Source organism: Myxococcus sp. CA040A, assembly GCF_013336725.1.
GTDB classification, from domain to species: Bacteria; Myxococcota; Myxococcia; order Myxococcales; family Myxococcaceae; genus Myxococcus; species Myxococcus llanfairpwllgwyngyllgogerychwyrndrobwllllantysiliogogogochensis.
This window is the reverse complement of sequence record NZ_JABUMR010000006.1, coordinates 318,650-333,065: the sequence shown is the minus strand read 5'-3', so window position 1 is coordinate 333,065 and position 14,416 is coordinate 318,650. Positions and strand designations below refer to the sequence as shown.

The following is a 14,416-nucleotide window of genomic DNA, read 5'->3' as shown; positions in this document are numbered from 1 at the left end:
ACTCGCCTGGGAAGCACGAGGGACGCAGCCCGGTGTCGGAAATCCATCAGCTTTGGAGGGCGGGGGTGCCGCCCGTGGGCTCAGCGCCAGCCGCCCTTGTTGTCCTTGGAGTTGCTGGAACCACCGCGACCACCCGGCGCGGACGAGCCGCCACCCGAGCTCTTCGGGGCGCTGCTGCCGCCACCGCTGCCCCAGCTTCCACCGGAGCTCCGGCCTCCGCCGCTGCTCCCTCCACTGCTGCTGCCGCTGCTGCTGCGTCCGCCACCGCTGCCCCAGCCGCCGCTGCTGCTGCCGCCACCGCTGCTTCCACCGCTGCTGCTCCCGCCACCGCTGCTTCCACCGCTGCTCCCGCGTCCGCCACCGCTGCCCCAGCCGCCACTGCTGCCCCCGTTGCTGCTGTTTCCGCGGTCGTTGTCGTTGTCGCGATTGCCTCGGCCATTGCCACCACCGGAGCTGCCGCCACCGGAGCCACTGCCGCTCGGAGGAGTCCCGCCGTTGTACCCGCCACCACCGGAGCTGCCACCACCGGAGCTGCCACCGCCGCTGTTGCCGTAGCCACCACCGGAGCTGCCACCGCTGGAGCCACTGCCGCCCGGAGGCGTCCCGCCGTTGTTGCCGTAGCCGCCGTTGTTGCCGCCGCCGGAGCTGCCCCAGCCACCGCCGTTGTTGTCGTCATCGCGGTCTCGCCCCTGGCCGCGCCCGGGACGCGAGCCGCCGCGGTCATCATCCCTGTCCCGCCCGCTGTTGCCCCGGCCGTAACCACCGCCGTTGTTGCCGCCCGAGTTGTTCCCGCCGCCCCAGCTGCCGCCGTTGTTGTCCCCGTCGTATCGGGAGCCGCCGCGAGGAGGCTGGGTGCCCCAGCCGGTGCCGGAGGGAGGAGGCCGGTTCGAGGGACGGTCGTCGTTGCGAGACACGGAGCCGCGAGAAGCGGGGCGCGACCTGGCCCGGCTGTAGCCGTAGCCCGCGGAGGCGGCGTGGGTCCGGTCATACACGTAGCCGCGGTTGCGCTCCCAGCGGTACGCCCGGCCCGCGTTCGGGTAGTAGTCGTGCGAGTGACGCCCGTGCAGGCCGCACGACGCCCCGAGCGGATCCAGGTGGAAGTCCCAGTACCAGACCATCGTCGGCCCTTGGTAGTAGTAGACGTCGTCCGTGTAGACGTAGTGCGTCTCGGCCGGGCGGTAGCCGTGCGTGTGGACGTGGTCGTACGGGCACCAGCCGCCACCGTCGTGGTCCGGAATGGGGTGGTCGCCCGAGAACCGGTAGTCCACCACCGCCACCACGGGGCGGCGGGCGGCGGGGCCGTGATAGTGGGCGTAGCAGCCCGTCCCCATCATCAGGGCAAGAGGGATGGCGAGTGCGAGCAGTCGGCGCATGTGACGAGTCTCCCGTGCGAAGGGCACTTCCAGCCAGTCCCTCTTCGCGACCACGGGCTGAAGACGGGCGGCCCGGGAGGAAATTCACGCCGGACTCCTTCTTGCCCGCCTGCTCCCTCTTTAACCGGGGGTGTGCCCTGGTGAACACCGTGCCGGCTGGTGTAGGTGCGGTGTGAGCGCGATGCGAGCACCGGGGCTTTCTGGACCCGTCGCGCGAGGAGAAGGGCACCCATGTCGGAATCGGATTTTGGTCGGGGCAGGGGGGCGATGTGCCCGTTGCACCCGGATCACCTCGCGCAGCGGACCTGTACGCGCTGCGGCAACTTCATGTGCGACGCGTGCAGCGAGGGCGGCACGCACGTGCACTGTCCCACCTGTCGTGAGCGCGAGGGCCTGGGTCAGGCCTTCCCGTTGGACCGCCACAACTGGTCCATTGGCGGGCTGCTGGAGGTGTGCTGGGAGCGGTTCAAGCGCGAGTGGGTGATGCTCAGCGTGGGCGCAATCCTCTTCTTCGCGGCCGCGATGGTGGGCAGCTTCGTCTCCCAGATTCTGTCCTTCATCGGCGGGCTGTCGGGCAGCACCACCGTCACCGTGCTGATGGTCATCGTGGGCACCGTGGTGTCGTGGGTCATCCAGGGCATGGGCACCCTCGGCATCACCCGCATGTGCCTGGACGTGCTCCAGGGCCAGCGCGCCGACCTGGGGCGGATGTTCTCGCAGTTCTCCAAGCTGGTGCCCTACCTGCTCACCCTGCTGCTGTCGTTCGCGGTGATGCTCCCCGTCATCATCCTCTGCTTCGGCGCCGCGCTCGCGGTGTTCCTCGGGATGACGGGGATACCGCTCGACGTGGGGAACTCGGCGGCGGCGGTCGAAGCGGCGATGTCGAACGCGCCCACGCATGTCTACGTGGTGATGTTCGTGGTGGGCATCGGGCTCTACATCTTCCCTGGGCTCTGGCTCGTCATGCCGCTGGTGCTCATGCAGCCGGCGCTCGTGGATGCGGAGAACCCGGGTCCCGTGGAGACGCTGAAGCGCTGCTTCGCCGCCGCTCAGGGGCAGCGCATGGGCATGCTCGGCACCATGTTCATCGGCGCCGTCATCTTCATCGTGGGCATCTTCCTGTGCTGTCTGCCGGGCATCCCCGCCCTGGCCTTCTTCCAGTTGCTGCTCGCCGGCCTCTACCTGTCGCTCAGCAAGGGCGCGGAAGAAGTCTGACGTCGCTCGTCGGGGCCCGCGAAGGGATGCGGGCCCCGGTGCGGGACGTGCGTCAGTGCACCAGCCGCTCGGAGGAACCCGAGCGGGGCGTGGCCACCCGGCCCATGCAGGCCAGGATGTGCTCGCGGTACTCGGTCAGCTCGCGCAGACCGCACAGCATCCACCGCCCGCCGATGACGAGCGTGGGCACGCCGCGCACGCCGCGGCCCGTCGCGTCGCGGTGCTCATCCAGGATGAGCCGGCGTGTCTCCTCTGAGCGGAACGCGGCGGAGAACTCGTTCATCGCCAGGCCCACGCGCGACGCCAGCTCGAACACCACGTCCGGGCGCGACACGTTGACGCCCTGCTCCAACGCGGCGCGCTGCATGGCCCGCGCGAGGAAGGCGCGCGCCTGCGGTCCCTGGAGTCGCGCGGCCTCGAGCGCCGCCAGTGCCGGCACGCTGCTGCGCGGTGGGTCTCCACCCAGCCACAGGTCCGTGGACAACAGCGGAGCGGTCTGGTCCGACTCGCGTTGCGCGCGCTGCACTTCTTCCACGAGGCCGCGCTTCTCGCGCTCCGTGGGAAGCACATCGTGCACGCGAAGCGGATAAGGCCTCACGCTCCAGCGGACGGCTTCGCCCAACTCCTGGCGCAAGACGTCCAGGCGCAGGTCGGCGAGATAGCACCAGGAGCACAACACATCCTGGTACACGGTGATCTGCAGCGGCTTGTGCAGCGTTTTCATGGGGGGCCGCCAGATTAGAGGCCACGCCGCGCTGCTGCCAACTCCCCATGACACTCGGCCGCTGAATGCATTCCTGTGTTCCTGAGGAGCATCCGAGGTAGCTGTGGCCCAGGCTGCTCGCTTGCTTCAGGGCATGCGAGCAACCTCCACGGCCCTTCGTGCCTACTCTCCGAAGGCCTGCGGACCACCCGACTTCGACCCGGCGTAAGCCAGCGCGTGGTCGATGATTTCTCCCGCGATGTCCCGTCCCGTGGCGCCCTCCAGTCCCTCGAAGCCAGGGCTGGAGTTGATCTCCATCAACCGGGGTCCCGCGTGGCCCTCCAGCATGTCCACGCCGGCGACCTCCAGGCCGATGATGTTCGCGGCCCGCACAGCGGCTTCCATGTACGCGGGAGGAAGCTCGATTGCCTGCCCTTCACCGCCGCGGTGGATGTTGGAGCGGAACTCGCCCTTCTTCGCCTTGCGACGCATCGCGCCCACCACCCGACTGCCCACCACGAGCGCGCGCACGTCGCGGCCCTCGCTCTCCGCGACGAACTCCTGGAGCACGATTTCCTGACCCAGGTCCCAGAACGTGTCCAGGATGGTCTGCACCTCCGGCAGCGTGTGAGCGATCATCACCCCCACGCCCTGCGTGCCCTTGATGAGCTTGATGATGACGGGCAGCCCGCCCACCTCTTCCACCAGCCGGCGCACGTTGCTGCGGTCATGCGCCATCACCGTGCGCGGGATGTCCAGTCCGGAACGCGACAGGAACTGGAGCGCGCGCAGCTTGTCGCGGCTGCGTGCGATGGACGACGGAGGGTTGAGTACCGGAACACCCATCATCTCGAAGTGATTCACCACCGCCAGCCCATAGGCGGTGATGGACGCGCCGATGCGCGGCACGACGACGTCCACGCCCTTCATCTCCACACCGCGGTACGTCATGCGCGGTGCGCCTTGCGCGAGCAGCAGGCAGCAACGCAGAGTGTCCAGCACCAGCGGCCGGTGGCCCCGCTCCCGAATGGCGGATACCAACCGGCGTGTCGAGTAGAGCGAGCGCTTCCGGGACAGGATGGCCACCGTCTTCTTCACGCGTGAACGACGCGGCGCGGGGCGCTCGGGTGCCGGGGACCCAGGCGTGGCCGGGGCCTTCTTCTGCTGGATTTTTCGGGGAGACATGGGCGGAGCACCCGAGCGTACCATGTACCGCCGGACGGGGCGGGTGACGTGGTTCGCGTTTGCTATCCTCGAACGGAGATGAGCGCGACAGATCCGCATCCCGACGACATCCACACCAGCCCCGGAGATGCCGCCGGGTTAGACCTTGCCCACTCTCCGTTGCTGGGAGAGACGCTCGTGGTGGACCCGCGTACCACGGTGAAGCTCCACAAGTGTCGGCTGGCCGTGGCCTCCGGGCCGGACACCGGACGCTCCGTCGTCAGCGACAAGGAACGCCTGCGCTGCGGCGCGCACCCGGGCAATGACCTGGTGCTCGTGGAGGACCGCACCGCCAGTCGCCACCACTTCGAAATCCAGTTCACCGAGCGCGGCTATCTGCTGGTGGACCTGGGCTCCACCAACGGCACGTTCCTGGACGGCCGCAGAATCGAGCGGGCCTATCTCTCACCGGGCTCGCAGATTCGCGCGGGCTCGTCCGTGCTGACCTTCGCGCCGCTCGATGAGGAGGTCACCATCGAGCCGGACCGCGACGGCGAGCTGTGCGGCATGGTCGGCCAGAGCATGAAGATGCGCCAGATATTCGGGCTCATCAAGAAGATCGCCCCGCTCGATGTCTCCGTCATCATCCAGGGCGAGACGGGCACCGGCAAGGAGCTGGTGGCGCGCGCCATCCATGAGCTGTCGGGTCGCAACAAGTCGCCCATGGAGGTGCTCGACTGCGGCGCCATCCCGCCCAACCTCATCGAGAGCGAGCTGTTCGGCCACGAGAAGGGCGCCTTCACCGGCGCGGTGAGCGGACGCCCCGGCGCCTTCGAGCGCGCGCACGGCGGCACCATCTTCCTGGACGAACTGGGCGAGCTGCGCCTGGACCTGCAGCCCAAGCTGTTGCGCGTGCTGGAGAACCACGAGGTGCGCCGCGTGGGCGGCAACGACGTCATCGAGGTGAGCTGCCGCGTCATCGCCGCCACCAACCGGGATTTGATGAAGGAGATTCAGGCGGGCAACTTCCGCGAGGACCTCTACTTCCGCCTGTCGGTGATTACGATTCAGCTCCCGCCGCTGCGCCAGCGCCGCGACGACATCCCCCTCATCCTCAAGGAAGCCCTCGCGGACCCGGAGGTCGTCCTCAAGCACGGCAAGAAGCGCTTCTCCGCGGAGTCCATGAGCCTGCTGATGTCCTACGCGTGGCCGGGCAACGTGCGCGAGCTGATGAACGTCCTGTCTCACGTGCTCACGTTCAGCGAGGGCGAAGAAATCCAGCCAGCCAGTCTCCCGCCCCGGGTGCGGGGGCAGGCCCGCGAGGGGCCGCTGCCCTTCAACGAGCACCTGTCCTTCAAGGACGCCAAGGAGCAGCTCCTGGAGAACTTCGAGCGGGAGTACGTCACCAGCGTCCTCACCCGCTGCGAGGGGAACCTCTCCCGCGCCGCCCGGGAGAGCGGCCTGCACAGGAAGTCCATCGAGCGGCTGGTGAAGAAGTATCAGCTCGATACCAAGGGCATGAAATCACGCTGATCCACGCCCCTGGGGTCGCCGCGCCCCGGGGGATTCCCGTGACACACGCGACACACGCGCTGCCCGGCCTGTAGCGCTGACTGGGAGACAGCCCCTTTGCGACGGGCAAGTTGACGTATGTCTTCTGGGGGGTAAATCCCTGGAACATGCGTGCTGCCATGAATTCCTACCCTCGAAGGAATGTTGGCCAGTCAGGACAAGCCATGGTGGAGGCGGCAATCACCCTGCCGCTGGTGGTGTTCCTGTTGCTGGGCACGTTGCAGTTGTTCCTGATGTTGCAGGCGCGCGTGCTGGCGCAGTACGCGGCGTTCCAGGCGACCCGGGCGGGCAGCGTGGCGCATGGCGAGTGCGAGCGGATGACCCACGCGGCCATCCTCGCGCTGCTGCCCTCGTTCCACTCGTTCCTGGGCATGTCGAGCGCCACCGACGAGGTGCGGCATGGTGGCGGGGGTGGCGCGCCGGCGAAGCTGGCGGCGGCCTTCGGCGCGCGCCGGGACAACCGCTACCGGAGCGGCCTGGACGGCGTGCACACCGGCGGCATCGTGTGGATCAACCGGGCGCTGGTGGGGGGCGGTATCGACGGCCCGCAGGACCGCGCGTTCGACGACCCGGGGCACCTGCGGCGGCTGGAGGTGCAGCTCATCTACTGGTACCCGATGCGCATCCCGTTCGCGAACTGGGTGATGTCGCGCATGTTCATGGCGCAGATGGGCATCCAGGACTACACGGCCGCCAATCCGCTGATGCCCGCGGAGCGCAACGCCAACTGGAACGCGGGGGAGTTCTCCACGCCGCTCAACCTGGCGGGTGACATCCGCTCCGAGCTGGCCTCGCGGGTGGCTCGCGAGGAGTACGTCTTCCCCATTGAAACCAGCTTCACCATGCGGATGCTGACGCCCGCCAAGCGGCGCCACTTCGCCACCATGGACTGCCCCCGATGAAGCGCTCCCTGTCTCGCGGTCAGACGCTGGTGCTGTTCGTGCTGGGCACCTTGTTGATGGTGCTCATGGTCACCATGACGCTCTCCTTCTCCATGAAGGTGCGTGAGCGCATTGAACTGCAGACGGTGGCGGACGCGGCGGCCTACTCCAACGCGGTGGCCACCGCGCGCACCTTCAACAACATCGCGGTGATGAACCGCGCGCAGATTGGCCACGCGGTGGCGCAGGCGGGCGCCACCAGCCTGGTGAGCTGGGCCAGCCTCTACCGCGCGCAGCTCAACGCGGCCAACACGGGCTTCGGCATTGGCAAGAAGCCCTACCAGCTGGCCATGGCCACCGGCTGTCCCTGCGCCGCGAAGAGCTCGTGGTGTCGGGAGAAGTGCCGCTGCGGGCGCCAGGGCGTGTCCGACCTGGGGATGCTCCAGACGCAATTGCGCATCGAGCAGGCGCGCGTGGAGGCCGTGTTCCAGTCCATGGACTTCATGGTGAACCTCCAGATTCTCGCGCACCAAATCGCGCAGGGAGCGTTCTACGTCGCGCAGCAGGACAACTACCGCGACCTGCGCGACGCCCTGGGGAGCCAGCACTTCACGAACAGGATTCTGCGCAACATCGAGGGTCCGGGGAAGTTCGTGGGGGACTCCGCCTGGAGGGTGCCCGACATCGGCGGCGTCAACGAGGGCGAGCTGAGTGGCGGCATCGCCTGCACGGACGACGGCGCCGTCTGTGATTTGCCGCTCACCGTCGCGCACGCCGTCAACGCGGCCATGGGCAGCCGCGGCTTCCACTTCGTCACCCACCGCCAGTGGCGACTGGGGGACTACACCGCGCACCAGGCCAACCTGGACTTCGTCATCTGGCTTCCGGACGATGTGACGGTGCTGCCCACCACCAACGGGACGACGTACTTCGGCAAGCCGGGGCGGAAGGTGCCGCTGCTGCCTCCCTATGCTCCCGCGCTCACGGGAGATGAGCAGGGCCGCATCGGCTGGATGTACAACCACCTGCTGCATGGCGGAAACCCCGTCGCCTGTCCCGCGAGCGTCGCGGGGACCCAGTCGACCACGGCGTCCCTGGTGTCGTCGGGGGGCTTCATGCCCCGGCCCGAGCACAGGTGGACGGGCGGTGCTGATGCCGGTGGCCCCTTCAATCACATGCTGGCGCCCTGCCTGGGTGGGCCCTCGTCGTGCCCTGGCATCTGGCCGCCGTTCCTGGACTACAACCTCACGCTGCTGCTCAACGGCGAGGGCAACAACTACGGCCAGCCGAAGAACTTCGCCGTCGTCCAGAGAGACCTGATGGCGCGCAAGCTGGACCCGTGGGACCTGTCCTTCCGCTACCGCTTCGAGTCCGGAAGCGCGGGCAACGTGTACGACGCGACCAGCTTCAACCTGGCGGATGGCACGCCCAACAGCACGCAGACGGCGCTGTCCACGGGCATCGCCTACTACCACCGCGGTGAGAGCCTGGGCTTCCACCACTGGAGCGAGCCGCCCAACCTGCTCAATCCGTACTGGCGCGCCACGCTCGTGGGCGCGGACATCGACAACAATGGCGTGCGCGACGCCATCGGGACGTTGGGAATCAGCTCGCCCGTCGCGGCGCAGACCTTCCAGGAGCTGCGCAACGCGGGCTTCAAGGGGCTTCAGTGATGACACCGCGCCGCTCTCGTCGTCAGCGCCGGAACGCTCGGGGCCAGGCCCTGCTCGAAGCGGCCATCGGCACCACGCTGTTCGTCACCATCATCGCCTTCGGCATCCACTTCGCGGAGGTGGGCTTCCTGTCGCTGAAGGTGCAGGAGGCCGCGGTCTCCGCGCTGTGGGATGGCACGCACGGGGAGATGCACACCATCCCCGTCTCGTATGACGACGCGGAGGACTCCATGCGGGATGCCGCCGCGAACGCCGAGGCGCGCTACTCGGACTTCAAGGGCCTGTCCTCCGCTCCGGGCGCCGGCCGCATCACCCAGGTATTCACGCAGGGCACCGGCATGCAGGTGCGCTGCGGCATGGACGTGGGCGTGGGCTGGACGGGTGCGATTCCCACCCGGCTCGTCTACCGGGACAACGGCGGCACGGCGTGCGGCGCCCAGGCCACGCTGAGCACCTGGCGCTTTCCCAGCTCGTTCCTTGACGGCCCCTCGGACGGCGCGCTCTACCAGAAGCAAAACCTGGACAACTCCCTCACCAACCTCCGGGTCTGCGCGGTGGGCCGCGCGGTGGGCGGCACCTGCAACGGCCGCTTCTCCATGCTCGTGGATGACTGGGGGCTCGCGGGCCCGCTGGAGTCGGCCACCTGCAACATCTTGATGCAGGACCAGCTCATCCCCTGCACCAACGCGCCCATGCACGCGGCGGTGTGGTCCACCTACGCGCCGACGACGCTGCCCATCCCCACCGCCGCGAGCAACCTGGCGCAGGCCACGCTGTTCTGGAACCCGCTGCCTCCCACGGCGCTCGCCATGGTGGGCCTGGGCATGATGGAGAAGACCTTCTGGATGAGCGCGGCGGGTGAGGACGTCGTCAACTTCATCCAGGCCCCGCCCCTCATGGACCCCATCTCCCGCATCTGGCCCACGACGCCGGGCTCCATCATCGGCGTCACCACGTTCCCGTATGGCGCGGCTCACCTGGAGCGCTTCGGCAATGGCGGCTGCTTCCTGGGAAAGGACTGTGATTGAGATGACGCGCGTGTCCCTCTCGGGTGGGCGCTGGATGCTGGGCCTGGGCGCCGTGCTCATGGCTCAGCTGGCGTTGGCGGATGGCAACCAGTGCAGCATGGAGTGCACCACCAAGGCCGACGCCACCATGCGCTCGTGCATGGACCGGTGTCCCTCGCCCTCGGACGACCCCACGAAGCCCGGGCCCTTCCAGTCCTGCGCCCTCCGCTGTCAGGAGAAGCAGGACAAGAAGTTCAACGAGTGCGCGGAGCGCTGCGTGGACCCGGAGGGCCTGGAGTCGCCCCGCAAGGGCAAGAGCGGACGGGTCCGCTAGATGGCGCGCGTGAGGAGCGGAGCCTGGGGTCTGCTGGTGTGGGGGCTGCTGTCCGCCGGACAGGCCGCCGCCCAGCGCACGCCCTTCAAGTGGGAGGTGCCCGGCGTCGTGGGCGTGGTGGAGGTGACGCAGCCGGTGCTCTCCAGCGGTGTCCCGGTGAAGCTCAGCGCGGTGCGCAGCAAGGCGCGGCCGGAGGACATCCTCCAGGCGCTGGTGGACCGCTTCCTGTCGTGGGGGCTGCATGTCCCGCCGGAGTCGCGTCAGCCGCAGTTGTTGCGCGAGCCGATGATTACCGCCATCGACACGCGCGCCTTCGTCTCCTACACGGCCATCCTCCAGCCCAATCCGGACGGGACGACGACGGTGTTCCTGGGACAGGCGGACCTGTCGCAGGGGCCGCGTCCGCAGTCCAACGTCGCGCCCATCTATCCCGGGGGCGCGGGGATGATGCAGACGGACATGGAGGGGGCGCGGACGCTCGTCTACTCGGTGAGCGCGAAGGCGGCGGACGTGGAGGTCTTCTACCGCAACGAGCTGACCCAGGCGGGCTTCGAGGAAGTCGAGCCCCGGGTGTATCGCTCCAGCCAGGACGAGATGCAGCTCAAGCTGACCCCGGCCAAGGATGGCAGGCTGGCCGTCATCATCGTGCGGCGCACCGTTTCTCCCGAGGACGCGAAGCCCGCGGGTGATTGAAGCGCTGAACCGAGCGTGTTACGGGCGCTGTCGACATGAGCGACACGCCCTCCCAGGACAAGGACTTCAAGGACTCGGTCAACCTGCCGCGCACGGAGTTCCCGATGAAGGGGAACCTGGCGCAGCTCGAGCCACGGATGCTCGGCTGGTGGGCGGAGCGGGGCATCTGGGGAAAGATTCTGGAGAAGAACGCGGCGGGTGAGCCCTTCGTGCTGCCGGACGGCCCGCCCTACGCCAACGGCCACCTCCACGCCGGCCACGCGCTCAACAAGGTCCTCAAGGACATCGTGGTGAAGTACCGCAACCAGGTGGGCCGCCGGTGCGACTTCATCCCGGGCTGGGACACGCATGGCCTGCCGATTGAGCAGGCCGTCGAGAAGCGGCTGAAGGACAAGAAGGTGGACAAGCGCACCCTGTCGCGCGACGCCTTCCTGGAGCAGTGCCGCGCGTACGCGCTGGAGTTCATCGACATCCAGAAGGCGGAGTTCCAGCGGCTGGGTGTGTTCGGCTCGTGGGACGCGCCCTACAAGACGCTCGACTTCGCGTACGAGGCGCAGGAAATCCGTGAGCTGGCCGTCTTCGCGCGCCGGGGCATGCTCTACCGCCGCAAGAAGCCCGTGTACTGGTGTCTGTATGACCAGACGGCGCTGGCGGAGGCGGAAGTTGAGTACGAGGAGCACGAGTCCCCGTCCGTGTACGTGGCCTTCGCGGCCGGCCCTGAAGTCGCCGAGCGGGTGCCCGCGCTGAAGGGCAAGGACGTCGCCTTCGCCATCTGGACGACGACGCCGTGGACGCTGCCGGCCAACCTGGCCATCTCCGTCAATCCGGAGCTGGAGTACGTGTTCTACCAGCTCGGCTCGCGCGTCATCTGCGTGGCCAAGGACCTGTTGCCCAAGGTGCTGGCGGAGGTGAAGTCGGACGAGCTGGCGGTGAAGCACGTGGAGTTGCCGGGCGGCGAGGTGTCCGCGGCGGCGCTGGTGGACCCGTCGCGCATCCTCGCGTACGCGCAGGGCCAGGATTTGGAGCACCTGACGTACCAGCACCCGTTCTACGAGCGCCGGGGCCGCATCGTCCTGGGCGAGCACGTGACGCTGGATGCCGGTACGGGCCTGGTGCACACGGCGCCGGGGCATGGCCAGGAGGACTACGAGGTCGGCCTGCGCTACGGGTTGGACATCTACAACCCGGTGCGCCCGGACGGCCGCTACGACGACACGGTGGGGGAGGCGCTCACGGGCAAGCGCGTGTTCGAGGCGAACCCGCTCGTCATCGCCGTCCTGGTGGAGAAGGGCGCGTTGCTGAACGACGCGAAGGACACGGTGGCGCACAGCTATCCGCACTGCTGGCGCTGCCACAACCCCATCATCCTGAGCGCGACGTACCAGTGGTTCATCCCCATGGACGTGCCGTTCCACGGGGAGAAGACGTTCCGTCAGGAGGTGCTGGCGGAGGTGGACAAGGTCAAGTGGGTGCCCTCGTGGGGGCATAGCCGCATCCGGGGCATGCTGGAGACGCGGCCAGACTGGACCATCAGCCGTCAGCGCACGTGGGGCGTGCCCATCTGCATCGCGTACTGCGACGGCTGTGACGAGTCGCTCGTGTCGCCGGAGCTGATGGAGAAGGTCGCGGCCCAGGTCGAGAAGGAAGGCGTGGGCGTGTGGTACCGCACGCCGGTGAAGGACTTCCTTCCCGAGGGCTTCAAGTGCTCGCGCTGCGGGCACGGGGAGTTCCGCCGCGAGACGGACATCCTCGACGTGTGGTTCGACTCGGCGTGCATGTTCTCCGCGGTGCTGGAGCGCAGGCAGCGGATTCCGGCGGACCTCTTCCTGGAGGGCAGTGACCAGCACCGGGGCTGGTTCCACTCGTCCATGTTGGTGGCGGTGGGGACTCGCGACATGTCGCCCTACAAGGCGTGCCTCACGCACGGCTTCGTGGTGGACGGCAAGGGCGAGAAGATGTCGAAGAGCCTGGGCAACGTGGTGGCGCCGGAGAAGATCATCCAGCAGTACGGCGCGGAGGTGCTGCGCCTGTGGGTGGCGGCGAGCGACTACCGCAACGACGTGCGCCTGTCGGACCAGATTCTCAAGGGCCTGTCGGAGGGCTACCGGAAGATTCGCAACACGGTGCGCTACGCGCTGAGCAACCTGTATGACTTCGACCCGGCGCTGCACACGGTGCCGTACGCGGAGCTGCTGCCGCTGGACCAGTGGGCGCTGGGCCGGCTGTCGGAAGTCGTCACGCGCGTGAAGCAGGCGTACGAGGACTACGAGTTCCACCTCGTCTACGCGACGGTGGTGGACTTCTGCGCCGGTGACTTGTCGGCGGTGTACTTCGACATCCTGAAGGACCGCCTCTACACGTGGCGCACGGATGGGAAGGCGCGGCGGGGTGCGCAGACGGTGCTGCACGAGGTGGCCTCCGTGCTGCTGCGGCTCCTGTCGCCGGTGATGAGCTTCACCGCCGAGGAGGCGTGGGGCTTCCTGCCCGGCAAGGCCACGGAGAGCGTGTTCCTGGCGGGCTTCCCGGAGGCGCGCGCGAAGCTGGAGCCCTCGCTGGAGGAGCGCTACGCGAAGCTGTTCGCGTTGCGCGAGGCGGTGCAGGGTGTGCTGGAGGCGGCGCGTCGCGAGAAGCGGATTGGCGCGTCGCTGGAGGCGCGGGTGCTGTTGATGGCGTCGGCCCCGGTGCGGGAGTTCCTGAAGGCGCATCTGGACGAACTGCCCGGCCTCTTCATCACCAGCCAGGTGGAGCTGGTGGACGCGGAGGGCATCGACGCGACGTCGCTGGACGTGACGCGCGTGTTCGGTGAAGGCGTGAAGGTGCTGGCCGAGGTGAAGCCGGCGCTGGGCCACAAGTGCCCGCGCTGCTGGACGTACTCGGAAGCGGTGGGGCAGGGCGGCGACGTGTGCCTCAAGTGCCGCGAGGCGCTGGCCCCGTAGGCCACCCGTCTGGAAGTCCCACGGGCTCGCGGCTCTTCCATGCCGCGAGCCCGTCGTGTCTCCAGCGCTCCCGATGCTCCGGCCGCCAGGGCCCGAAACGAAACGGGCCCGAGCTCCGTGGGGAGACTCGGGCCCATGGGGACTTCGTGTCTGTCAGCGGGTGAAGCCGCGGGGCCTCCCCTCCTGACGGAGTGCTCAGTAAGGTGGTGGCTGCGCGGTGCACGCGGGCACGGAAAGGTTTTCGGCCTGCTTGGAGTCGCAGTCGAGCAGCGACGCCAGACCGGTGAGGGGCTCCACCATGAGCAGGCTGCGAGGGCGGCCCGACTCCGCGTTGAAGTTGAGCTGCAGGTTGCCCGGGGCCGCGGCGGCGAGCGCCGCCGTGTTGTCGAGCTGACCCTGCATGCAGCCCAGGTTTCCGGGCCGCACCGCGCGGCCCATGCCTGGCAGGTAGCAGAGCCCGTGCACCGAGGCGGCATTCATGGTGTCCGGGATGATGATGTCGGGCCCTACCTCGGAGCAGCAGGCCGCGTTGGTCCGGCACGTGGCGTTGACGCAGTCGAGCTGGGGACAGGTGTTGTTGTCCCAGTTGTTGCCGCACGTCAGCCGCTCCCAGCGTGCCACTGTGCGCACCATTCCGTCCGGCATCGTGATGTCGCGTTCCACCACGATGCGCACCGGCTGGTTGGTGGCGATGGCGCGCTGACGCGCCCGCAGCGCGGAGGACCACAGCTCCCGCGTCGCGGCCGACTCACGCTGCCCGTCGATGGGCCGCTGGATGCCCATCAACGCCATGGACAGCATCAGCCCCACCACCGCCAGAGCGATCATCAACTCCAACAGCGTCATTCCGCGTGCGCGCATCATC

12 protein-coding genes are annotated in these 14,416 nt (G+C 68.4%); 8 read left to right on the top strand and 4 right to left on the bottom strand.

The features are described from left to right. Positions 1-80: 80 nt before the first annotated feature. On the bottom strand, positions 81-1,373 hold the full coding sequence (locus tag HUA75_RS27530; RefSeq protein ID WP_174488038.1) for a hypothetical protein: 1,293 nt from the start codon (positions 1,371-1,373) through the stop codon (positions 81-83). A gap of 231 nt (positions 1,374-1,604) precedes the next feature. Between HUA75_RS27530 and HUA75_RS27525 the strand changes: the two genes are divergently transcribed. Beyond that, the gene (locus HUA75_RS27525) at positions 1,605-2,588 is read left to right on the top strand and encodes a hypothetical protein (protein WP_174488037.1); all 984 of its coding nucleotides are present in this window, start codon (positions 1,605-1,607) and stop codon (positions 2,586-2,588) included. A 52-nt stretch (positions 2,589-2,640) separates the two neighbouring features. On the opposite strand, the gene HUA75_RS27520 is transcribed toward HUA75_RS27525, so the two are convergent. Both HUA75_RS27520 and HUA75_RS27515 read right to left on the bottom strand, forming a co-directional pair. Further along, the gene (locus tag HUA75_RS27520) at positions 2,641-3,312 is read right to left on the bottom strand and encodes a DsbA family protein (RefSeq protein ID WP_141644036.1); all 672 of its coding nucleotides are present in this window, start codon (positions 3,310-3,312) and stop codon (positions 2,641-2,643) included. Between the two features lie 162 nt (positions 3,313-3,474). Further along, a complete protein-coding gene (locus HUA75_RS27515) occupies positions 3,475-4,476 on the bottom strand; it encodes a RimK family alpha-L-glutamate ligase (RefSeq protein WP_141644035.1) in 1,002 nt (333 codons plus the stop codon). A 78-nt stretch (positions 4,477-4,554) separates the two neighbouring features. On the opposite strand from HUA75_RS27515, the gene HUA75_RS27510 reads away from it, so the two are divergent. From HUA75_RS27510 to ileS, 7 genes are all read left to right on the top strand, one after another. Then, entirely contained in the window at positions 4,555-5,988 is a 1,434-nt protein-coding gene (locus HUA75_RS27510; RefSeq protein ID WP_174457055.1) for a sigma 54-interacting transcriptional regulator, read from the top strand. Between the two features lie 203 nt (positions 5,989-6,191). Continuing rightward, the gene (locus HUA75_RS27505) at positions 6,192-6,929 is read left to right on the top strand and encodes a TadE/TadG family type IV pilus assembly protein (RefSeq protein WP_246137289.1); all 738 of its coding nucleotides are present in this window, start codon (positions 6,192-6,194) and stop codon (positions 6,927-6,929) included. Beyond that, on the top strand, positions 6,926-8,581 hold the full coding sequence (locus HUA75_RS27500) for a TadE/TadG family type IV pilus assembly protein (protein WP_141644033.1): 1,656 nt from the start codon (positions 6,926-6,928) through the stop codon (positions 8,579-8,581). The genes HUA75_RS27505 and HUA75_RS27500 overlap by 4 nt, the downstream gene beginning before the upstream one ends. Then, complete coding sequence (locus HUA75_RS27495; RefSeq protein WP_141644032.1) at positions 8,581-9,609, top strand: pilus assembly protein; 1,029 nt, start codon at positions 8,581-8,583, stop codon at positions 9,607-9,609. The genes HUA75_RS27500 and HUA75_RS27495 overlap by 1 nt, the downstream gene beginning before the upstream one ends. 1 nt (position 9,610) lies before the next feature. Next, the gene (locus tag HUA75_RS27490) at positions 9,611-9,922 is read left to right on the top strand and encodes a hypothetical protein (RefSeq protein ID WP_141644031.1); all 312 of its coding nucleotides are present in this window, start codon (positions 9,611-9,613) and stop codon (positions 9,920-9,922) included. Next, on the top strand, positions 9,923-10,615 hold the full coding sequence (locus HUA75_RS27485; protein ID WP_174478301.1) for a hypothetical protein: 693 nt from the start codon (positions 9,923-9,925) through the stop codon (positions 10,613-10,615). Positions 10,616-10,650: 35 nt separating this feature from the next. Further along, entirely contained in the window at positions 10,651-13,551 is a 2,901-nt protein-coding gene (gene ileS, locus HUA75_RS27480; RefSeq protein ID WP_174488036.1) for an isoleucine--tRNA ligase, read from the top strand. A 195-nt stretch (positions 13,552-13,746) separates the two neighbouring features. Here the strand turns inward: ileS and HUA75_RS27475 are convergent, their stop codons facing one another. Next, positions 13,747-14,415: a Tfp pilus assembly protein FimT/FimU gene (locus HUA75_RS27475; protein WP_174488035.1), complete on the bottom strand. Its 669-nt coding sequence runs from the start codon at positions 14,413-14,415 to the stop codon at positions 13,747-13,749. Position 14,416: the final 1 nt, after the last annotated feature.

What these genes read in the sequence shown, in the direction of transcription:
- HUA75_RS27530 (WP_174488038.1), bottom strand. Translation starts at nt 1,373, where the DNA reads ATGCGCCGACTGCTCGCACTCGCCATCCCTCTTGCCCTGATGATGGGG.
- HUA75_RS27525 (WP_174488037.1), top strand. Translation starts at nt 1,605, where the DNA reads ATGTCGGAATCGGATTTTGGTCGGGGCAGGGGGGCGATGTGCCCGTTG.
- HUA75_RS27520 (WP_141644036.1), bottom strand. Translation starts at nt 3,312, where the DNA reads ATGAAAACGCTGCACAAGCCGCTGCAGATCACCGTGTACCAGGATGTG.
- HUA75_RS27515 (WP_141644035.1), bottom strand. Translation starts at nt 4,476, where the DNA reads ATGTCTCCCCGAAAAATCCAGCAGAAGAAGGCCCCGGCCACGCCTGGG.
- HUA75_RS27510 (WP_174457055.1), top strand. Translation starts at nt 4,555, where the DNA reads ATGAGCGCGACAGATCCGCATCCCGACGACATCCACACCAGCCCCGGA.
- HUA75_RS27505 (WP_246137289.1), top strand. Translation starts at nt 6,192, where the DNA reads ATGGTGGAGGCGGCAATCACCCTGCCGCTGGTGGTGTTCCTGTTGCTG.
- HUA75_RS27500 (WP_141644033.1), top strand. Translation starts at nt 6,926, where the DNA reads ATGAAGCGCTCCCTGTCTCGCGGTCAGACGCTGGTGCTGTTCGTGCTG.
- HUA75_RS27495 (WP_141644032.1), top strand. Translation starts at nt 8,581, where the DNA reads ATGACACCGCGCCGCTCTCGTCGTCAGCGCCGGAACGCTCGGGGCCAG.
- HUA75_RS27490 (WP_141644031.1), top strand. Translation starts at nt 9,611, where the DNA reads ATGACGCGCGTGTCCCTCTCGGGTGGGCGCTGGATGCTGGGCCTGGGC.
- HUA75_RS27485 (WP_174478301.1), top strand. Translation starts at nt 9,923, where the DNA reads ATGGCGCGCGTGAGGAGCGGAGCCTGGGGTCTGCTGGTGTGGGGGCTG.
- ileS (WP_174488036.1), top strand. Translation starts at nt 10,651, where the DNA reads ATGAGCGACACGCCCTCCCAGGACAAGGACTTCAAGGACTCGGTCAAC.
- HUA75_RS27475 (WP_174488035.1), bottom strand. Translation starts at nt 14,415, where the DNA reads ATGATGCGCGCACGCGGAATGACGCTGTTGGAGTTGATGATCGCTCTG.